This is a genomic window from Streptococcus sp. HMSC034E03, assembly GCF_001811505.1.
Taxonomy (GTDB): Bacteria; Bacillota; Bacilli; order Lactobacillales; family Streptococcaceae; genus Streptococcus.
On the sequence record NZ_KV804957.1, the window covers coordinates 1 to 19,951 of the forward strand.

A 19,951-nucleotide genomic window follows, 5' to 3' on the forward strand; every position below is an offset into this window, starting at 1 on the left:
AGGGGATTTACCCACTACAAATATTATAGAGCTTTTTTTGTCATGGATGTTTTTCTCAGTGTCAACTGCAGTAGAATGATTAAAAAGTTTGAATTTGGAGAGGACTAAATCGGTTTCTCTCCTTTTTGATATTTTGGTAGTGGATAAAACAACTTTTTGAATTAAGGACTCTATTTTTGCCGTATTATTATTAACTCTGGAATAGTCCTTAACTGTATTAGGAACACAAAATTTTAGTAAGAAATAAAATATATCACCTATTCAACTTTAATGGATTGAATCGGTGGTTTCTCTATACGAAAATATAAAAATGTGTCTTACTAAATACTCATTCTTAGACGAGAAGAATTATATACTTTAGTTTAAATTATAATCTTACCAGAGAATCTCGCATATTTGTTCTACTTCCATTTGAAAGGTTTTAATTGGTGGTGTATCTGTGATAATACAGTCTATGTCGTTGTAATGTGCTAGTTTGAAGTAGTGACTAGTATTAAATTTTGAATGGTCTGCGAGTAAGAGGCTCTTCTCTGAGTTTTTGATCATTTGCTGTTTTATGCGTGCTTGTTTGTGGTTTGCTTCGTAAGCACCATACTTGTCTAGGCCTCTACAACTGATGAGGGCCAAATCGGCATGAAAATTATTGATAAATTCACTTGCAAAATCGCCTAAGGATGAATTTGTTCCATAATTTATATGTCCTCCAGATAGGAAGAGAGTTATATTATCAAATTCATTTAGTTTTCTTGCAGTTTCGATTCCGTTTGTAATAATACAGAGATTTTTAAGTTTTTCAAGATAAGGAACGATCATAGCTGCTGTTGATGAGCTATCAATAAATATAGATTGGTTGTTAGTGAGAAAAGTGGAAGCAATTTCGGCAATGTGTTGCTTGCCCTTTTCTTCTTCTCGGACTCGAGCAGAGTATATATATTCCATGTTATTAGCAGTCAGCAACCGTACTTCCCCATGACCTCTAAGTATTTTCCCCTCTTTTTCTAATTCTATAAGATCCCTTCTCAGAGTTGAAGTTGAGCAATACATGAGTGCTTCTAATTCTATTGTTGAAATTATCTTTCTTCGTTTTAGAATTTCTAAAATTCGTTCCATACGTTCTAAGGAAACCATACTATTTCTCCTTTATGATAATATTTTGAACATTATTGAACATTTTTGAATATATTATACCATTTACATTTACAAATATCCAATAGTATATTCATCTATTGTATGCGGTTGCTCAAAGTGTTATGATACAGATAAAGAAAGGAGTGAGTTTATGACTCAAGATGAAAAAATTATTCGTGAACAGATTTGTGACGTTTGTCATAAAATGTGGCAACTTGGTTGGGTAGCTGCTAATGATGGAAATGTATCTGTTCGTTTAGATGCTGATACTATTATAGCAACGCCTACTGGTATCAGTAAAAGTTTTATTACACCAGAAAAATTGGTGAAATTGAACCTCAAGGGTGAGATTTTAGAAGCTGAGGGAGACTATCGTCCTTCAAGTGAAATTAAAATGCATATCCGCTGTTATGAGGAACGTGAAGATGTGAGAGCTGTTGTTCATGCTCATCCACCTATTGCAACTGGTTTTGCTTTAGCGCATATCCCTCTTGATACGTATTCTCTGATTGAGAGTGCAATTGTTGTAGGAGCTATCCCGATTACACCTTTTGGGGTTCCATCTACTATGGAAGTTCCTGATGCAATTACTCCTTATCTTCCTGACCATGATGTAATGTTGCTTGAGAACCATGGTGCTTTAACTGTTGGAAGTGATGTTATTACAGCCTATTATCGTATGGAGACTTTGGAGTTAGTAGCTAAAACAACTTTCCATGGACGTATGCTTTTGTCAACTAAAGGTGTGGAGGAACAAGAAATTCCACGTCCTACTTTGAAACGTCTATTCTCTATGAGAGAAAACTATAAGGTAACTGGTCGTCATCCCGGCTATCGTAAATATAATGGAGATGGCAGTGTTAAAGAAATAGAAGAATAAGAGGGAAATATCATGATTCAACATCCACGTATCGGAATTCGTCCAACTATTGATGGTCGTCGTCAAGGGGTTCGCGAATCGCTTGAAGTCCAAACAATGAATATGGCAAAAAGTGTTGCGGACTTACTTTCTAGTACATTGAAATATCCTGATGGACAACCTGTTGAATGTGTGATTTCACCTTCAACGATTGGTCGTGTACCAGAAGCGGCGGCATCTCACGAACTTTTCAAAAAATCAAACGTATGTGCAACGATCACAGTAACACCTTGCTGGTGCTACGGTAGTGAAACAATGGATATGTCTCCTGATATTCCACATGCTATTTGGGGATTCAACGGAACTGAAAGACCAGGGGCTGTATATTTAGCAGCAGTTCTTGCTTCTCATGCACAAAAAGGAATTCCTGCATTCGGAATTTACGGTAAAGACGTTAAAGAAGCATCTGATACAGAAATTCCTGAAGACGTTAAAGAAAAAATCTTACGTTATGCAAGAGCAGCTCTTGCTACAGGATTAATGAGAGATACAGCTTACTTATCAATGGGTAGTGTATCAATGGGTATCGGTGGTTCAATCGTAGATCCTGACTTCTTCCAAGAATACTTAGGAATGCGTAACGAATCAGTAGATATGACTGAATTCACTCGCCGTATCGACCGTGGTATTTACGATCACGAAGAATTCGACCGTGCGCTTAAATGGGTGAAAGAAAACGTTAAAGAAGGATTCGATCACAACCGTGAAGACCTAGTTTTAAGCCGTGAAGAAAAAGACAAACAATGGGAATTCGTTATTAAGATGTTCTTAATTGGACGTGACTTAATGATTGGTAACCCAAGACTTGCTGAACTAGGTTTTGAAGAAGAAGCAGTTGGTCACTACGCTCTTGTTGGTGGATTCCAAGGTCAACGTCAATGGACAGACCACTTCCCTAACGGAGACTTCATGGAAACATTCCTAAACACTCAATTTGACTGGAACGGAATTCGCAGACCATACATCTTCGCAACTGAAAATGATGCGTTAAACGGTGTATCAATGCTATTCAACTACTTATTAACAAACACTCCACAAATCTTTGCGGATGTTCGTACTTACTGGAGTCCAGAAGCTGTTGAACGTGTAACAGGACATAAACTTGAAGGCCATGCTGAAAATGGATTCTTACACTTAATCAACTCTGGTTCTTGTACATTAGACGGTACTGGTCAAGCTACAAGAAGCGGTGAACCAGTGATGAAACCATTCTGGGAATTAGATCAATCAGAAGTAGATGCAATGCTTGCAAATACAGACTTCCCAGCAGCAAACCGCGAATACTTCCGTGGTGGCGGTTACTCAACTCGCTTCTTATCTAAAGGAAATATGCCTGTAACAATGGTTCGCTTGAACTTGTTGAAAGGCGTAGGTCCTGTACTTCAAATTGCTGAAGGATACACTCTTGAATTACCTGAAGATGTACATCATACATTGGATAACCGTACAGATCCAGGTTGGCCAACAACTTGGTTTGCTCCTCGCTTAACAGGTAAAGGCGCATTCAAGTCAGTCTACGATGTAATGAATAACTGGGGTGCAAACCACGGTGCAATCACTTATGGACATATCGGAGCTGACCTTATCACTCTTGCTTCAATGTTACGTATTCCAGTGAATATGCATAACGTTGCAGAAGAAGATATCTTCAAACCTAAAAACTGGTCACTATTCGGAACAGAAGATTTAGAATCAGCTGACTACCGTGCGTGCCAATTATTAGGACCTGTGCATAAATAATGAAAATTCTGGAGATAGAAATCTAATAGTTGGATTTCTATCTCCAAGAATTTAAAAGGAGTAGAAAATTATGACAAAAACAATTATTCTAGCCTGTGTAGGTGGTTTGACAACTAGTATGTTAGTTGAACGTATTAATGAAGTTATTCATCGAGATCAATTAAATTATTCGTTTTACTCTGTTGGTATTGCAGGAATTAATAATTTAAAAAATATTGATGTTTTGCTTTTGAGTCCTCAGTTGGCATATCTAGAAGAAAAGGCGAAAGCATCTCTTAGTGTTCCGGTTGCTGTCATTAGCGATGAAAATTTTGAGTTAATGAAAGGTGAAGCTGTTTTGCAGCAAGCAGAAGACTTAATGGGTTGAGTTGATGGGAACACTAACAAGACAGTCGACACAAGAGTTGATGCAGCTAATCTTGAAAAGTAGTAAAAGCACTCAAAAGGTTATGGAAGGTCTTCAAATGGCTCAAGGAGGAAATCTCCTAGGTGCTAAGGAGACACTAGAATTAGCGGCTCAGATAAATATAGAAGCACATAATTTACAAACCTCTCTTATCCAAGCTGAGATGAGGGGTGAGAGTGGAGAAGTTAGTCTATTAGCTATTCATGCCCAAGATCATTTTATGAACAGTCATTTATTGCTTGAGTTAGCGGATGTTTTCTTACATCAGATAGAAGAAATTGAAAAATTAAAAAAGAAAATAGAAAAACTGGAACAGGTAGGTGAAAAAACATGAGTCATCCAGTTATACTTGAAATGAAAGGTATCGTAAAGAGCTTCGGACCTGTAAAAGCCTTAAAAGGAGTAGATTTTGATCTACGTGCTGGTGAAGTTCATGCTCTGATGGGGGAAAATGGTGCTGGTAAATCCACGCTAATGAAAGTCCTCACAGGAATTCATGATGCTAATGAAGGAACTATTCACTACAATGGGAAGCAGGTTGCCTATAGCAAGCCTAAGGAAGCGATGGAAGATGGGATTGTTATCGTTCACCAAGAATTGAATATGATGAATCATTTAACTGTGGCTCAGAATATTTTCATTGGGAGAGAAGAATTCCGTCATAATTTGTTGATAGACGATGGTGCTAGCATCAAAAAAGCTAAGAAACTATTTGAACTGTTAAAGTTGGATATTAATCCGACTGAAAAAGTTGGTAATTTAACGGTTGGGAAACAACAAATGGTTGAAATTGCCAAAGTCTTATCCATGGATGCTAAGGTCATTGTTTTCGATGAACCAACAGCAGCCCTAACGGAATCTGAAATTAACGAACTTTTTGTGATTATTGATGACTTACGTGCTAAAGGTGTTGGTATCATTTACATCTCTCACCGCATGGACGAAATTGCTCGTATTACAGACCGTGTAACGGTAATGCGTGATGGTGAGTATGTAGGGACTGTAAATACCAAAGAAACAACAAAAGACGAAATCATTGCAATGATGGTTGGTCGAACTATTTACGAGGATCCTAAAGCGGCTTCAGCTGTAGCAGATGATGCTCCAGTTGTACTGGAGGTGAAGAATTTAAATGCAGGCTCATCTGTAAAAGATGTTAGCTTCCAGCTTCGAAAGGGTGAAATTTTAGGTTTTTCTGGATTGATGGGAGCTGGCCGTACAGAAGTGGCACGGTTACTGTTTGGTGCAGACAAAAAAGAAAGCGGTATCATTTTTGTAAATGGTAAAGAAGTGACTATTAATTCGCCACAAGACGCAATTAGAGAAGGAATTGGTTATCTTTCGGAAGACCGTAAACGTTTTGGTTGTATTGTAGATATGACAATCGCTGATAATACAGTAATGACAAACTTAGATAAGTATATTAAAGGTGGACTTATTAATGACGGTGAAATTGTAAAAGTCAGTGATGAATTCGTTAAACAATTAAGAACGAAGACACCATCGTCAAAACAATTAGTTCGTAACTTATCAGGTGGTAACCAACAAAAAGTCGTCATTGCAAAATGGCTCGAACAAAATAGTGATATTTTAATTTTTGATGAACCAACAAGAGGAATTGACGTTGGTGCCAAAAGTGAAATTTACACTTTGATGAATGCCTTGGTTGCTCAAGGGAAATCTATTATCATGATTTCATCTGAATTGACCGAAATTTTGCGGATGAGTGATCGAATTGTCGTTATGTGTGAAGGTAGAAAAACGGGTGAGCTGGATATTAGCCAAGCTACTCAAGAACGGATTCTAGCTTTAGCTACAGACCGTTAGAAGTGAAAACAGAGGTGTTTACTTATGGAAGAGAAACAATCTTTATGGATGAAATTAGAAAAAACAGTTGGTTTGCAAAAACTGATTGCCTTGATTGCGCTTATTGTAATTTTCGCATTCTTCGCTATTTCTAGTGAGTCTTTCCGTTCGTTTGATACGGCGGTTAGTATCTTGGATGCTTCGTATTATATTGGTTTCTTAGCAATTGGGGTTACATTTGTTATTATTACAGGTGGGATCGACCTTTCAATCGGGACAGTTATGATGTGTTCAGCCATTATTGGAGGTGTTCTCCATACAAAAATGGGCTGGCCTCTATGGCTCTCTTTATTGGCCATTTTAGTGGTAGGTGTACTTTTTGGACTATTAAATGGAATCATGGTTGCCAAATTTGGCTTACCTCCATTTATCGCAACTTTGGGTACGATGATGATTTCTCGTGGTCTTAGTTCTATCGTTTCTAATGTTCAGAGTGTGACTTTCCCACTTCGTGGAACAGGCGAAGGTTGGTATAAGGATTTATTCCGTACCCAAGATAATTTCCCTACAGGACTAATTGTATTGATTGTCCTTGCTGTCCTTGCAGCTTTAGTTTTGAATAAGACAAAGGTGGGACGTTATATCTTTGCGATTGGTTCCAATAAAGAGGCGACTCGTTTATCAGGAGTTAACGTTGTTAAGTGGGAAGGGATGGCCTATGTTATAGGTGGTTTGTTTGCAGGACTTGCTGCGGTTGCCTATGCTGCTACTTACTCTACTATTTTACCTGGTACAGGTAATGGGATGGAATTAGATGCAATTGCAGGTGTTGTAGTTGGGGGAACTTCTCTTGCTGGAGGAGTTGGCTCAGTCGTAGGTACTATCATTGGGGTATTCATCATGTCTGTATTGAAAATCGGACTCCCTTATATCGACCTCCAGCCTCACTATCAACTCTTCATTACAGGTTTCGTTGTAATTGTCGCAGTTTATTCCGATATTTTGATTCGTAGGAATAAAAAGAAATAGTCAATGCTAGAGGAATACAAAAATGGCATTCCTCTCTTTATCGGGTGAATAATCACTCTTCAAATCTTAGATAAAAATAATAAAAAAGGAGCAACTATCATGAGAAAATCATTTAAGTTTGCTATTATTGCGGCAGCAGCAGCGTCTGCATTGGCTTTGACAGCTTGTTCATCTTCTAAGAGCGCAGATGGAGATAAGGGTGGATCAGCTAGTGGTGATTTCAAGGTTGAAGTAATTGCTAAAGGCTTCCAACACGATTTTTGGAAGGCTGTTAATAAAGGGGCTGAAAAAGCAGCAGATGAATTTGGTGCTAAGATCACTTTTGTAGGGCCACAAAATGAAACTGCCATTGCAGAACAGCTTGAACAACTTAACAATGCTATCAATAAAAATCCAAAAGCGATTGCTCTAGCAGCCTTGGATACAGAAGCAGAACTAGATGCTATTAAACAAGCACAATCTAAAAATATTCCAATCATTGGTTTTGACTCAGGGGTTCCAGGAGCACCAGAAGGAGCAATTAAAGCGACTGCTTCTACAGATAACCATGCCGCTGGAGGAAATGCAGCAGAACATATGTTCCCTCTAATCGAAAAGAAAATTGGTGATACTCCTGTACGTATCGGTGTAGTTTCTCAAGAAGCTAACTCTCTTTCAATCACTCAACGTACATCAGGATTTATCGATAAGATGGTTGAGTTGCTTGAGAAGAAAGGTGTCAAAGTAGCTGTTGTTGGACATGATAAATTTAAAAACAACGTAGCTGAATCAGATGCTAAAGTTATCATTGAAGTTCGTGTTCCTGCTCAAGTAGATGACGCTGCTGGTAAAACAGAAGCTTCTACAGTACTTGAAAAGGCAGATACTATCGCTATCTATGGTTCAAATGAATTTGCTGCTAAAGCAATCATCAACGCAAATGGTAGCTTTAAAGAATCAAAACTTGGTGCAGACAAGATTATTGCAGTTGGATTTGACTCAGGTGCTCTTCAACAAGATGCAATTCGTAATGGTGTATTTGCGGGTTCTGTAACTCAAGATCCAATTCAAATCGGTTACCAAGCTGTAAAACTTGCGGTTGAATCAGCTCAAGGTAAAGAAGTAAAAGACGTTGATACAGGATCTAAATGGTATGATGCATCAAATATTGATTCTGATGAAATCAAAGCATTGTTGTATCAATAAATCGATTATATTCGAATAGAGAAGGAGCTTTAAATGACATTGATAAAAATACTAGCTGTTGATTTAGGTGCAAGTTCTGGTCGTGTCATGCAAGCGATTTATGATGGAGAACGTCTCCAATTGTCAGAAGTTCATCGTTTTAAAAATGAAGCAGTGACTGTCAACGATGGATTGTATTGGAATATTCTTCACTTATTCAATGAAATCAAGACAGGGATAAAAAAGGCTTCTCGTGATCAAATCCCTATCCAATCTATTTCTGTCGATACATGGGGAGTAGATTACGCTTATCTTGATAAAAATGGTGATCTGCTTTATCAGCCACATTGTTATCGTGACAACAGGATGGGACGCTATGAGGATGAATTCTACAAGCTAGTAGACAAGCAGACTTTGTTTGCTGAAACGGGAGTTCAACCAGCGGCTTATAATACAATTTTACAATTGTACGCTGATATCAAAGAAAAACCGGAACTCATAGAGGTAGCTGATCATGTTCTGTTTATGCCTGACTTAATTAACTATCTCTTATCAGGTGTACTGGTAAACGAATATACCATTGCCAGTACGAGTGGTTTGTTAAATAGTCAGACCCAAACTTGGTCTAGCAGTTTGTTTGCACGCTTGGGACTTCCTGAAAAATGGTTTTCTAAGGTTAGCAAAGGAGGGACAGTATTAAGAAGTCTTTCTCCAAGAATTGTTCAAAACTTGAAAATCGAACCTTTCGATGTCATAGCTGGAGCTGGGCATGACACAGCAGCAGCGGTATTAGCAGTGCCTTATGTTGATGAACAACCAACAGTATTTATCTCTTGTGGGACTTGGTCTCTTGTGGGGATGGAGAGCCAAACAGTTTTGACTAGTTTGGAAGCTTTAAATGCAGGCTTGACAAACGAAGGTTGTTTTGATGGTGGAATTCGTCTCTTAAAAAATACAACAGGTTTGTGGATTATCCAAGAGTTACAGAGAGATTGGCAGCTTCAAGGGGAGGAAATAGGCTTTGCAGAAATGGTTGTATTAGCGCGTGAGGTTAAGGACAATCGAAGCTTTATTAATCCAAATGCAGCAATCTTTGCTTCTCCTGGGGACATGGAAGAAAAAGTAAAAGACTACTGTAGAATGAGTGGTCAAATTGTTCCAGAGACTAAGGGAGAAGTTGTTAGGACAGTTCTTGAAAGTCTGGCCTTGGCTTATCATCAAACAGTTGAGCAACTAGAAGAGTTAACAGGTAAAGAGATTGCCCGTATTCAGATGGTGGGCGGTGGTATTCAAAATGAGCTTTTATGCCAGTTGACTGCCAATTTTGCTCGTAAGCCAGTCATTACAGGACCGATTGAAGCTAGTGCTCTGGGGAATGTTTTGTCTCAATTGTTAACTTTGGGAATTGTTCAGTCAAGAGAGGAAGCACAAAATCTCATTCGACAATCAGAATTACTGAAAAGTTATTCAGTAGAAGATTTGGATAATGTCGAAACTAGTCAACAGTTTTTCAAGTCATTAGTAGAGAAGGGGGAGTAAATGTTAAAGAATATTCCTAAAATTATTAGCCCAGAGCTAGTTAAGTATCTAATGGAGATGGGACATGGAGATGAGCTGGTCATAGCTGATGCTAATTTCCCAGCTCACAGGATCGGACAACGCGTTGTTCGTTGTGATGGTCATGGAGTTCCTGTAATCTTGGATGCTATTTTGCAACTACTACCTCTCGATACATACAGTGACTATCAAGCAGGCCTTATGCAGGTTGTACCAGGAGATCCAACGATTCCAGTTATTTGGGACGAATATAAAACCTTACTAGGCAAGTATCATATAGGTGCATCTATCAAAGAGTTTGAACGTTTTGAATTTTACGATCAGGCAGAGAAAGCTTATTTAGTGATTCAAACTGGAGAAAGTGCTCTTTATGGAAATATTATCCTGAAAAAAGGCGTTTTGTAAAAAAATAAGGGGGATGTGGGGCTTCCCACTCCCTTCCTTTGCGATTTATTTGTTAAAAAAATCACAAATATTTGAAAATATAGGAAATATATTATATAATTAACCTAAATATAAAGCGTGAAAAACGCAAGGAGGAAAAAATATGGCAACATTTTACGTTCCAGCAGTCAACCTTATTGGTAAAGGTGTGGTAAATGAAGTTGGTCCTTATGTTAAGGAGTTGGGTTATACTAAGGCTCTTTTGGTGACAGATAAGTATATCGAATCAAGTGATATCTTGCCAAAAATTTTAAAACCTTTAGATGATGAAGGGATTGCTTACGTTATCTTTAGTGATGTTGAACCTAACCCTACTTGTAAAAATGTCATGGATGGGGTCGCTGCTTTGAAAGAGCATAACTGTGACTTTATCATCTCTGTCGGTGGTGGCTCTCCACAGGATGCAGCTAGCTGTATTTCTGTAATCGCTACTAATGGTGGTAAGCCACAGGATTATGAAGGTTTGCATAAGTCTGCTCAAAAAGGCCTTCCTGTTGTAGCGATCAATACTACTGCAGGTACATCAGCAGAAATTACTATTAACTACGTTATCACTGATGAAGAACGTAAGGTTAAAATGGTAATGGTTGATAAGAACAGTCTTGCTCTTATCTCTGTTAATGACCCTGAATTGATGGTTTCAAAACCTCAGGCTTTGACTGCTGCTACTGGTATGGATGCTCTTACTCACGCTGTTGAAGCTTTGGTAACACCAGGTGCTTATGATGTGACTAAGAAACTCTCTATCGGAGCTATCGAGCTAATCAAAGAATATCTTCCACGTGCAGTAGAAAATGGTCACGATATTGAAGCTCGTGAAGGTATGGTTAATGCTATCTTCCTTGGAGGAATGAGTTTTAACAATGCTGGGCTCGGCTATGTTCACTCAATGGCTCACCAATTAGGTGCAGTCTATAACTTGCCTCATGGCGTTTGCTGTGCCATGCTTTTGCCAGTCGTTGAGCGTGAAAATGCCAAACGTGTACCTGTAGCCTTCCGTAATGTTGCTAAGGCCTTGGGTATGCAAATCGAAGGAAAATCAGATGAAGAATGTGCGGCTTATGCTATTTCTGAAATTGAAAAACTTTCTGAAACTGTCGGTATTCCTAAGAAATTGACAGAACTTGGTATCGAAGAAAAAGACTTTGACTTTGAATACCTTTCTAAGAATGCCTTGATTGATGCTTGTGCACCAGGTAATCCATTCATGCCAACTTTGGAAGAAACTATTGCTTTCTATAAGGAATTGTTCTAAGCAAAGCTCCTTTGGAAAGTTTTCAGGGATAGTAAATTTAAGATTCTTATATTATGAATTCCTCCCGAATATTCAAATAATGTATTAGGAAATCAAATACTATTCCTATGATTTAAAACCAATAATATTTAAGAAGAACTATCCTTGTGATAGTTCTTTTTGGGAAAATTTGATATGCTAGGATTATGAAGAAAATCAAAATCGATGTAGTGGTTCTTCCCTTAAGTGGGCATCTCTATCCTACTTTGAATTTACTTGCACCACTATTACAAAATCCTCAGTATGAGATTCATTTATTTACAGGTCCTCAGAAAAAGGCTGTTGCAGAGGCGGTTGGTTTTCAGGTTCTTCCCATTTTAGAAGGACACGTAAAGGAATTTGAAAAAGCTGCCAACAATAAGGAGCAGTTAGGAATTATTTCAGCCTATCGGCAGTTGTCTGCTAGTCTTGATTTGATAAACCTAGTTTCGGACCAATTAATCCAAGAATGGACAAATCATCGTCCGGATATTGTCATAGTGGACTTGTAGCTGAGCAGATGGGGATTCCCCAGAATAGCTGGCAGGCATCGATCCAATTTAGTGGTAGAAAAGGAAGTCGATTAGTTAAGTGCCTGCTTTTTAAATGATTTTATAGGTAGAACTATCGGCCTAAACAGAAAAGACTTGATAACTTTTACGAAACTAAGTATACTAGAGGGTAATAAGCGTTTTCAGATAGTATATGAAGGAGTATACTTAGAAGTGGAGAGGGAGATATGGGGACTAGAAAATTTCGACTATTGATGTCCAAGTATGGTTTTAGCATTGCGATTATCCTGATAGAATTATTTGTAGTTTTTGGTGTTATTCTTTACATGAGCCAGATTGCTCCACTTGTTTGGGTTGCTCTTGTATTTCTGGTCAGCGTAGCAACTGTTTTAGCCATTGTTAATCGTTCTATGTCGCCTGAAAGCAAGGTGACGTGGTTGATTGTCACTTTTGTCCCTGTTTTTGGTCCCTTGCTTTATATCATGTTTGGTGAGCGTCGGTTATCAAAAAAGGAATTTAAACAATTACAGGAACTTCGTGCTATTACATCTCATGAAAAGCGCGAACATAGTCTTCATCAAGATATACAGGAAACTGATAAATCTGCCTACGGGATTGTCAATGCCTTATTGCATATGGATAGCAATGCAGAGGTGTACGAGCAGACAGATTCTCAATTTTTCTCTACTGGAGAGGCTATGTGGAGACAAATCTTAGAGGATTTGAAAAAGGCTGAGAAATTTATCTTCCTGGAATACTACATTGTCGAAGAAGGCTTGATGTGGGACAGCATGCTTGAGATTCTCGAAGAAAAAGTTGCTCAGGGTGTTGAAGTTAAGATGCTCTACGACGATATCGGATGTATGGTGACATTGCCAGGTGATTATACTGTGCATCTCCGAGCTCGGGGAATTGAGGCTCATAAGTTTAATAAGGTAATTCCTCGTATGACAGTGGCCTATAATAACCGAGATCACCGCAAAATTTTGGTCATTGATGGGCAGATTGCCTATACTGGTGGCGTCAATCTTGCGGATGAGTATATCAACCAGATTGAACGTTTTGGCTATTGGAAAGATAGTGGCCTTCGTATAGACGGTCCAGCTGTTCAGGCTTTTACAAGACTATTTCTCATGAACTGGTACATCAACCGTGGTGAAATCAGTGACTTTGATCAGTATCACTTGGAAAATCAAACGCGGTCTGGAGCAGGTTTGTGCATTCCTTATGGAAGTGGTCCCAAGCCTATCTACCAGATGAAGGTAGGGAAAGTAGTTTATCAAAATCTCATCAATCAAGCGACAGACTTTGTCTATATTACCACGCCTTACTTGATTATTGATTATGATTTGACGGAAGATATTAAAAATGCGGCCATGCGAGGGGTGGATGTGCGAATTGTCACTCCCTTTGTACCCGACAAGGAGCTTATTCAACTGATAACACGAGGAGCTTATCCGGATCTTTTGTCTGCTGGTGTCCGTATTTATGAGTATACTCCTGGTTTTATCCATAGTAAGCAGATGATTGTTGATGATCGATACGCAGTTGTTGGAACCATAAATCTAGATTATCGTAGCTTGGTTCATCACTATGAAAATGCGGTTTTGTTGTACGAAACACCATCGATTGCAGATATTCGTAAGGACTTTGAAGAGATTTTTGAAGTATCGCAGGAAGTATTTCCAGGGACGATCAATCCTACCTGGTATCAAACATTAATCAAGGAAGTGACCCAGTTATTTGCGCCTATGCTTTAATTGAAAGAGCTAGTTCATCTGTATAATTAGAGAAAGAGAAGGTTTGCCGCCTCTTTTTCTGTAAGCAGTTTCCTTGACATCTTGTTTGTTTTGCGTTATCATATGTCCATATAATATATGGGAGTCTGTGTACAGTCTGAGAGGAAGTGTTAAACTTCGACCGCACCTGATCTGGGTAATGCCAGCGTAGGGAACGAATACTTGGCCTAATTTTGCACCTTTTTCATATATGAAAGAGGTTTTTCTTTTTTTACAAAGAAAAACTGTAACTTAGAAGGAGGATTTAATGAAAGCAAGCATTGCTTTACAAGTCTTACCCCTGTCACAAGGGATTGACCGCATAGCCCTTATTGATCAAGTTATTGCTTATCTGCAGGCTCAAGGAGTGTCCATGGTGGTGACACCTTTTGAAACAGTCCTAGAAGGAAACTTTGAGGAACTGATGTGTATTCTCAAAGAAGCTTTAGAAGTGGCAGGTCAAGGGGCAGATAATGTTTTTGCCAATGTGAAAATAAATGTAGGAGAGATTTTAAGTATTGATGAGAAACTTGAAAAGTATCATGAGACGGCATATTAGTCTGCTAGGATTTTTGGGTGTCTTATCTCTTTGGCAGTTAGCGGGTTTGTTAAAACTCCTACCAAAGTTTATCTTGCCGACACCACTTGAAATCCTTCAGTCTTTTGTTCGTGACAGAGAATTTCTTTGGTACCATAGTTGGGCAACCTTGAGAGTAGCTTTACTCGGTTTGGTGTTAGGTGTCTTGATAGCCTGTATCATGGCCGTCCTTATGGATAGTTTGGGTTGGCTCAATGACTTGATTTACCCAATGATGGTGGTTGTCCAGACCATACCGACCATTGCCATAGCGCCTATTCTGGTTTTATGGCTCGGTTATGGAATCTTGCCCAAGATTGTCTTGATTATCTTGACGACAACCTTCCCGATCATTGTCAGTATATTGGACGGTTTTAGGCATTGTGACAAGGATATGCTGACCTTGTTTAGTCTGATGCGAGCCAATCCCTGGCAAATTCTGTGGCATTTTAAAATCCCTGTCAGTCTGCCCTACTTTTATGCAGGACTAAGGGTTAGCGTCTCCTACGCCTTTATCACAACAGTGGTATCTGAGTGGTTGGGAGGCTTTGAAGGACTAGGTGTTTACATGATTCAGTCCAAGAAACTGTTTCAGTATGATACTATGTTCGCTATTATCATTCTGGTATCGCTGATCAGCCTTCTTGGTATGAAGTTAGTCGATATTAGTGAAAAATATGTGATTAAATGGAAACGTACTTAAAATAGAGCGTTTTGGAAAAAGAAAAGAGGAAATAAAAATGAAGAAAACATGGAAAGTGTTTTTAACGCTTGTAACGGCTCTTGTAGTTGTTGTGCTTGTGGCTTGTGGCCAAGGAACTGCTTCTAAGGATAACAAAGAAGCAGAACTCAAAAAAATTGATTTTATCCTGGATTGGACACCAAATACCAACCATACAGGCCTTTATGTAGCCAAAGAAAAAGGTTATTTCAAGGAAGCTGGAGTGGACGTGGACTTGAAATTGCCACCAGAAGAAAGCTCATCAGATTTAGTTATCAATGGTAAGGCGCCATTTGCAGTGTACTTCCAAGACTATATGGCTAAGAAATTGGAAAAAGGAGCAGGTATTACTGCAGTTGCAGCTATCGTTGAGCACAATACATCAGGGATTATCTCTCGTAAATCCGATAATGTAACTAGTCCAAAAGACTTGGTTGGGAAGAAATACGGAACATGGAATGACCCAACTGAGCTTGCGATGTTGAAAACCTTGGTAGAATCTCAAGGTGGAGACTTTGACAAGGTTGAAAAAGTTCCAAATAACGACTCAAACTCAATCACACCAATTGCCAATGGCGTTTTTGACTCTGCTTGGATTTATTATGGTTGGGATGGAATTCTAGCCAAATCTCAAGGTGTGGATGCAAACTTTATGTATTTGAAAGACTATGTAAAAGAGTTTGACTACTACTCACCAGTTATCATTGCAAACAACGATTATCTGAAAGACAATAAAGAAGAAGCTCGTAAAGTTATCCAAGCCATCAAAAAAGGCTACCAATACGCTATGGAGCACCCAGAAGAAGCTGCAGATATCCTCATCAAAAATGCACCTGAACTCAAAGATAAACGTGACTTTGTCATCGAATCTCAGAAATACTTGTCAAAAGAATACGCAAGCGACAAGGACAAATGGGGACAATTTGATGCTGACCGCTGGAATGCCTTCTACAAATGGGATAAAGAAAATGGCATCCTTAAAGAAGACTTGACTGATAAAGGATTTACCAACGAATTTGTAAAATAATGACAGAAATTAGACTAGAACACGTAAGCTATGCCTACGATGATGAAAAGATCTTAGAGGATATTAACCTACAGGTGACTTCAGGTGAAGTGGTCTCTATCCTAGGCCCCAGTGGTGTAGGGAAGACCACTCTCTTTAACCTGATTGCAGGGATTTTAGAAGTCCAGTCTGGCCGAATCATTCTTGACGGTGAGGAAAATCCCAAGGGGCGCGTGAGCTATATGCTACAAAAGGATCTGCTTTTGGAACACAAGACTGTCCTTGGCAATATCATTTTGCCCCTCTTGATCCAAAAGGTGGATAAGGCAGAAGCTATTGCCAAAGCGGATGAAATCCTTGCTACCTTTCAGTTGATGGCCGTACGGGATAAGTATCCTCACGAGCTTAGTGGTGGGATGCGCCAGCGTGTGGCCTTACTCCGCACTTACCTTTTTGGGCACAAGCTCTTTCTTTTAGATGAGGCCTTTAGTGCCTTGGATGAGATGACCAAAATGGAACTTCATGCCTGGTATCTTGATATTCATAAACAGCTAGGCCTGACGACACTCATCATTACGCATAGTATCGAGGAGGCCCTTAACCTTAGCGACCGTATCTATATCTTGAAAAATCGCCCTGGGCAGATTGTTGCTGAAATTAAACTAGATTGGTCTGAAGACGAGGACAAGGAAGTCCAAAAGATTGCCTACAAACGTCAAATCTTGGCAGAATTAGGCTTAGATAAGTAGAAAGATAGGGAGTTGGTGAGGATTATTCATTACCAGCCCCTTTTTCTTTTAAAAATGAAAAAATTTCGGTATAATAGTCAAATTATACCGAAATCATTCTATAATCGTTGATACATAAGGGTTTTATGTATCGCTTTTTTTATTTTGTGGACTTTTTTAAGAACTTTTTATTTTTTCGAGAGCAGTTTCAAAGAATGAGACTGCTCTTTTTTGGTTCTCTTTTGACAAATGGCTGTAAGTGTCCATAGTTACAGATATTTTTGCATGGCCAAGCCGTGTCTGTATTTCCTTGTATGGCAGACCAGCATTAAGCAAGATACTAGCGTGAGTGTGTCGGAAAGCATGAAATCCTAAATCAGTACAGTTAGCGTTTTTTAAGTGCTTATGTAGGCGGTAATCAACCTTTCGAGTATTGACATAGTTGTCAAAGCTATCAGAGAATACTTTCTCATAGGTTAAGCCAATGTTTCTACCATTTTCTGCTTGTCTTGCTCGGTAGAGACGAAGCATGAGCACTGTTTTATGATCGATATCTAAAACTCTATAGCTTGATTTTGTCTTAGGACTGTTTACCTGGTTTAAAATGTTGAGTGTTTTGTTAATATCAATCGTTCCGTTCTGCAGATCAATATCAGACCATTCCAGGGCCAGACATTCACGGATGCGCAGTCCAGTAGCTAGGAGCGTTTTATAAAGCACAGTATCATAAAAATTGATAAAGGTATTTTCTAGGTTATCGAGATAGAAGAGAAAGCTTTTAAGTTCCTGATCTTGAAAGTATTTAATTTTTTGCTTATCTCTTGTTATCTTTCTAGGAATGACAACATCACGAGCAGGGTTATTGTCTAATGCCTGGATAGAAACCCCATACTGTAGTATACGTTTATTTAAGGAATGAAGGTGATTGTATTCTTTATACCCCGTTCCGTCCTGATTGTACTCATCCGCCCACTTATTTACCTGAGTTTGGATAATAACAGGAGTAAGTTTATCTAGTTTGTAAGTACCAAATGAGGGTAAGAGGTAATTATTTAAGCAACCTTTTATCTTTATCTGAGTATTAGTCTTTATGGTATGCTGGTAGGTTTGCCAGAATAAGTCCACAAGTTCTCTATAGGTTGTTATATGTGAGCGTTGTTTCCGTGTAGAGCCGTTTTTCTCAAATTCTACCTTAGCCTGGGTGACCTTGTTTTTGAGTTCTTTCTTTGTTCGTGCTGATATGGTAGTCTTGACCTTTTTACCAGTTACAGAATCAATGCCAAGATAGATACTGGATCGGTAGACTGCTGATCCGTCTTTTTTCGTGTGTTGTGTAATTTTCATGGTTTTAACTCCTTTTCCATCAGCAGGCAAGCAATTAGAAAAGGTTTTGAGTTGATACCATGTGAGGGGCTACGAGAATGCCCCTATTTTCGATTTTAAGCAGTTAGATGGTAAATTGTACCAGAATAGAAAACAAGGCGGATATGGGGCATATATGGGGTTTGAAAAGGCCCATATATTGCAAGTAGTTCTATCTTAATGTGTCGGTGATATTATACCAATTATTCGGAAATCCAAGTGTATCCAATACAATGCCGGCTTCAATGGAGTGCGCTTTTTTATTTAGAGCTTTGGTTCTTTTTATAATAGTGTTATGTAATTGAGCGTATTGTGTGGACGCAAGTAGGCATTGCAAGGCAAGAAAAACATAATATACAGATTGTCTTGACGTATTAGCATTGTTATTGTAATAGTGGAAATAAGCTAGTTGTGGAAGATTCTCACGACATTTATAATTGAAAAGTTTATTATTATGAGCAGTGATATTTCTAATTTCTAGTATATTTTTAATAATACTTTCTAAAGCCTTTCCGCTTAAAAGGTCTTTACTAGGTCTATTTTGGATGTATTCAATATTTTCTTGTAAGAATGGTGATAAATCTCTAGCTATTTGATTTTTTATGTCAGTGTTTAGATTTCTATAAAAGTTAAATGCTTGCCCTAATGTGAGTTCATTGATGATAACCCAGAAAGGAACAACGCCATGTTGTTTATAGTGGTGTTTTATAGAATTGTTTTGCCTATCCCTATTATAATCATTGAGTATTCTAGCTAATATACTGATTAAATTTGTAATTTGTGCGAGCCTTTTTGCATCTTTTTGTGTTTCAAAGTTATTAATATCTAGATAAGAGTATGGCTTTGGATATGATTCTGAAAAACGATATGCCAGTACGGATTTAAAGTGTTTTTCTGCATCTATAATTGCTTTTAAAAAAGCTGATTTAATTTCTTTATCGTAAAAGTGTGTTGCAGCTATTTCTCTAAAGTCTGCACCGGTTATAAATTTATCTTTTGATGTTTGAAAAAATTTACTATATCCGTTGACGACGTTGTAATAGTTGTTAGTTAGAAGGTATCTTTTACATTCTACTATGTTATCTATTTCTAAACCTCTAGACTGGAGAAGTTTTATTTGTTCATCTAATGTTTGAAATGGTTTCATATATGTTCCTTGTATACAAAAACACCACCTAGTGGAACTAGGCAGTGTTTCGCGTACTCTGTTCCCTTGGGAGCAGAAACTCTTCTCATTGCCTAATAATACTGTAATTTTTAGTTTTTGTCAATATTTTTAGTTTGTTTTTTAAAAATTTTTGAGTATCGAAAAAACTCAACGCTGGGAACGTTGCTTTTATTGCCTTGTCAGACAAGTTAGCGGTAGCAGGCTTGTCTTTTTCTATTTGTCACTTTTGCCGTTTTTTGCGCTTTAGTCTGTAAAATTGGCTTTCTATTTTTCACTTTCCCTTGTTTTTGCACAATAGACCTTAGAAATAGGGGCACTATTGGCGAATATGGGGAATTTTTATAGAATCTTCTCAAATACCATTGTGGCTTGGATACGGTCGCCACCGCCTAGTCCTTTGCTTCCACCATTGGCGGTTGTGATGGTATGTAGGCGATAACCTTTTGAAGCTTGTTTATTGATAACATCTTCTAATTCTGTAAGGTTTCCTGATCCAGTGCCGAAAAACTTTTCTTTCAAAGTTACCTGAAGGACAACGTAGTGTAGTTCATTTACTCCAGATGCAGTAGAAAAACTACCTTCTTGTTTTACAGTGTCAAAAAATCCCATGCGAGCTACTCCTTTGTTTTAAAT

Annotated in this window: 19 protein-coding genes, 1 pseudogene and 1 riboswitch; of the genes and pseudogenes, 16 read left to right on the forward strand and 4 right to left on the reverse strand. The window is 38.3% G+C overall.

Annotated features, from left to right (window positions below; translation table 11 throughout):
• Positions 1-375 precede the first annotated feature (375 nt).
• Positions 376-1,128 carry a DeoR/GlpR family DNA-binding transcription regulator gene (locus HMPREF2805_RS01560; RefSeq protein WP_075231106.1) on the reverse strand — a complete coding sequence of 251 codons (753 nt, stop codon included), beginning with the start codon at positions 1,126-1,128 and terminating at the stop codon, positions 376-378.
• Between the two features lie 151 nt (positions 1,129-1,279).
• Between HMPREF2805_RS01560 and HMPREF2805_RS01565 the strand changes: the two genes are divergently transcribed.
• The 16 genes and pseudogenes from HMPREF2805_RS01565 (at position 1,280) to HMPREF2805_RS01640 (ending at position 16,809) form a co-directional block, all read left to right on the forward strand.
• Positions 1,280-2,008: a class II aldolase/adducin family protein gene (locus tag HMPREF2805_RS01565; RefSeq protein WP_075231107.1), complete on the forward strand. Its 729-nt coding sequence runs from the start codon at positions 1,280-1,282 to the stop codon at positions 2,006-2,008.
• Between the two features lie 12 nt (positions 2,009-2,020).
• Complete coding sequence (locus HMPREF2805_RS01570; RefSeq protein ID WP_075231108.1) at positions 2,021-3,787, forward strand: L-fucose isomerase; 1,767 nt, start codon at positions 2,021-2,023, stop codon at positions 3,785-3,787.
• 70 nt (positions 3,788-3,857) lie between these two features.
• Positions 3,858-4,154: a PTS sugar transporter subunit IIB gene (locus tag HMPREF2805_RS01575; RefSeq protein ID WP_075231109.1), complete on the forward strand. Its 297-nt coding sequence runs from the start codon at positions 3,858-3,860 to the stop codon at positions 4,152-4,154.
• A 40-nt stretch (positions 4,155-4,194) separates the two neighbouring features.
• A complete protein-coding gene (locus tag HMPREF2805_RS01580) occupies positions 4,195-4,527 on the forward strand; it encodes a PTS sugar transporter subunit IIA (protein ID WP_261676162.1) in 333 nt (110 codons plus the stop codon).
• On the forward strand, positions 4,524-6,020 hold the full coding sequence (locus HMPREF2805_RS01585) for a sugar ABC transporter ATP-binding protein (protein ID WP_075231111.1): 1,497 nt from the start codon (positions 4,524-4,526) through the stop codon (positions 6,018-6,020). Before HMPREF2805_RS01580 ends, HMPREF2805_RS01585 begins: the two co-directional genes overlap by 4 nt.
• Before the next feature lie 48 nt (positions 6,021-6,068).
• A complete protein-coding gene (locus tag HMPREF2805_RS01590) occupies positions 6,069-7,028 on the forward strand; it encodes an ABC transporter permease (protein ID WP_261676154.1) in 960 nt (319 codons plus the stop codon).
• A 99-nt stretch (positions 7,029-7,127) separates the two neighbouring features.
• The gene (locus HMPREF2805_RS01595; protein WP_075231113.1) at positions 7,128-8,213 is read left to right on the forward strand and encodes an ABC transporter substrate-binding protein; all 1,086 of its coding nucleotides are present in this window, start codon (positions 7,128-7,130) and stop codon (positions 8,211-8,213) included.
• Between the two features lie 33 nt (positions 8,214-8,246).
• Entirely contained in the window at positions 8,247-9,731 is a 1,485-nt protein-coding gene (locus tag HMPREF2805_RS01600) for a rhamnulokinase (protein ID WP_075231114.1), read from the forward strand.
• Positions 9,732-10,154 (forward strand): RbsD/FucU family protein, encoded by a 423-nt coding sequence (locus HMPREF2805_RS01605; protein WP_075231115.1) that lies wholly within the window; start codon positions 9,732-9,734, stop codon positions 10,152-10,154.
• Positions 10,155-10,296: 142 nt separating this feature from the next.
• Positions 10,297-11,448, forward strand: coding sequence for an iron-containing alcohol dehydrogenase (locus HMPREF2805_RS01610; protein WP_049503855.1), 1,152 nt, complete (start codon positions 10,297-10,299; stop codon positions 11,446-11,448).
• A 185-nt stretch (positions 11,449-11,633) separates the two neighbouring features.
• Positions 11,634-12,058 (forward strand): annotated as a pseudogene (locus HMPREF2805_RS01615) (glycosyl transferase); the annotation flags it as partial.
• Positions 12,059-12,205: 147 nt separating this feature from the next.
• The gene (cls, locus tag HMPREF2805_RS01620) at positions 12,206-13,738 is read left to right on the forward strand and encodes a cardiolipin synthase (protein WP_075231117.1); all 1,533 of its coding nucleotides are present in this window, start codon (positions 12,206-12,208) and stop codon (positions 13,736-13,738) included.
• A 107-nt stretch (positions 13,739-13,845) separates the two neighbouring features.
• Positions 13,846-13,948: riboswitch (TPP riboswitch) on the forward strand.
• Between the two features lie 76 nt (positions 13,949-14,024).
• On the forward strand, positions 14,025-14,315 hold the full coding sequence (locus HMPREF2805_RS01625) for a thiamine-binding protein (RefSeq protein ID WP_075231118.1): 291 nt from the start codon (positions 14,025-14,027) through the stop codon (positions 14,313-14,315).
• Positions 14,278-15,036 (forward strand): ABC transporter permease, encoded by a 759-nt coding sequence (locus HMPREF2805_RS01630; protein WP_075231119.1) that lies wholly within the window; start codon positions 14,278-14,280, stop codon positions 15,034-15,036. Before HMPREF2805_RS01625 ends, HMPREF2805_RS01630 begins: the two co-directional genes overlap by 38 nt.
• Before the next feature lie 37 nt (positions 15,037-15,073).
• Positions 15,074-16,081, forward strand: a complete 1,008-nt coding sequence (locus HMPREF2805_RS01635; protein ID WP_075231120.1) for an ABC transporter substrate-binding protein — start codon at positions 15,074-15,076, stop codon at positions 16,079-16,081.
• Positions 16,081-16,809 (forward strand): ABC transporter ATP-binding protein, encoded by a 729-nt coding sequence (locus tag HMPREF2805_RS01640; RefSeq protein WP_075231121.1) that lies wholly within the window; start codon positions 16,081-16,083, stop codon positions 16,807-16,809. Before HMPREF2805_RS01635 ends, HMPREF2805_RS01640 begins: the two co-directional genes overlap by 1 nt.
• 156 nt (positions 16,810-16,965) lie before the next feature.
• On the opposite strand, the gene HMPREF2805_RS01645 is transcribed toward HMPREF2805_RS01640, so the two are convergent.
• From HMPREF2805_RS01645 to HMPREF2805_RS01655, 3 genes are all read right to left on the reverse strand, one after another.
• On the reverse strand, positions 16,966-18,132 hold the full coding sequence (locus HMPREF2805_RS01645) for a tyrosine-type recombinase/integrase (RefSeq protein ID WP_075231122.1): 1,167 nt from the start codon (positions 18,130-18,132) through the stop codon (positions 16,966-16,968).
• A gap of 190 nt (positions 18,133-18,322) precedes the next feature.
• Entirely contained in the window at positions 18,323-19,297 is a 975-nt protein-coding gene (locus HMPREF2805_RS01650) for an Abi family protein (RefSeq protein WP_075231123.1), read from the reverse strand.
• A gap of 360 nt (positions 19,298-19,657) precedes the next feature.
• Entirely contained in the window at positions 19,658-19,927 is a 270-nt protein-coding gene (locus tag HMPREF2805_RS01655; protein ID WP_075231124.1) for a DUF4177 domain-containing protein, read from the reverse strand.
• Between the last annotated feature and the right edge of the window lie 24 nt (positions 19,928-19,951).

Coding starts and splice junctions, on each gene's coding strand:
- HMPREF2805_RS01560 (WP_075231106.1), bottom strand. CDS start 1,128: ATGGTTTCCTTAGAACGTATGGAACGAATTTTAGAAATTCTAAAACGA.
- HMPREF2805_RS01565 (WP_075231107.1), top strand. CDS start 1,280: ATGACTCAAGATGAAAAAATTATTCGTGAACAGATTTGTGACGTTTGT.
- HMPREF2805_RS01570 (WP_075231108.1), top strand. CDS start 2,021: ATGATTCAACATCCACGTATCGGAATTCGTCCAACTATTGATGGTCGT.
- HMPREF2805_RS01575 (WP_075231109.1), top strand. CDS start 3,858: ATGACAAAAACAATTATTCTAGCCTGTGTAGGTGGTTTGACAACTAGT.
- HMPREF2805_RS01580 (WP_261676162.1), top strand. CDS start 4,195: ATGCAGCTAATCTTGAAAAGTAGTAAAAGCACTCAAAAGGTTATGGAA.
- HMPREF2805_RS01585 (WP_075231111.1), top strand. CDS start 4,524: ATGAGTCATCCAGTTATACTTGAAATGAAAGGTATCGTAAAGAGCTTC.
- HMPREF2805_RS01590 (WP_261676154.1), top strand. CDS start 6,069: ATGAAATTAGAAAAAACAGTTGGTTTGCAAAAACTGATTGCCTTGATT.
- HMPREF2805_RS01595 (WP_075231113.1), top strand. CDS start 7,128: ATGAGAAAATCATTTAAGTTTGCTATTATTGCGGCAGCAGCAGCGTCT.
- HMPREF2805_RS01600 (WP_075231114.1), top strand. CDS start 8,247: ATGACATTGATAAAAATACTAGCTGTTGATTTAGGTGCAAGTTCTGGT.
- HMPREF2805_RS01605 (WP_075231115.1), top strand. CDS start 9,732: ATGTTAAAGAATATTCCTAAAATTATTAGCCCAGAGCTAGTTAAGTAT.
- HMPREF2805_RS01610 (WP_049503855.1), top strand. CDS start 10,297: ATGGCAACATTTTACGTTCCAGCAGTCAACCTTATTGGTAAAGGTGTG.
- cls (WP_075231117.1), top strand. CDS start 12,206: ATGGGGACTAGAAAATTTCGACTATTGATGTCCAAGTATGGTTTTAGC.
- HMPREF2805_RS01625 (WP_075231118.1), top strand. CDS start 14,025: ATGAAAGCAAGCATTGCTTTACAAGTCTTACCCCTGTCACAAGGGATT.
- HMPREF2805_RS01630 (WP_075231119.1), top strand. CDS start 14,278: ATGAGAAACTTGAAAAGTATCATGAGACGGCATATTAGTCTGCTAGGA.
- HMPREF2805_RS01635 (WP_075231120.1), top strand. CDS start 15,074: ATGAAGAAAACATGGAAAGTGTTTTTAACGCTTGTAACGGCTCTTGTA.
- HMPREF2805_RS01640 (WP_075231121.1), top strand. CDS start 16,081: ATGACAGAAATTAGACTAGAACACGTAAGCTATGCCTACGATGATGAA.
- HMPREF2805_RS01645 (WP_075231122.1), bottom strand. CDS start 18,132: ATGAAAATTACACAACACACGAAAAAAGACGGATCAGCAGTCTACCGA.
- HMPREF2805_RS01650 (WP_075231123.1), bottom strand. CDS start 19,297: ATGAAACCATTTCAAACATTAGATGAACAAATAAAACTTCTCCAGTCT.
- HMPREF2805_RS01655 (WP_075231124.1), bottom strand. CDS start 19,927: ATGGGATTTTTTGACACTGTAAAACAAGAAGGTAGTTTTTCTACTGCA.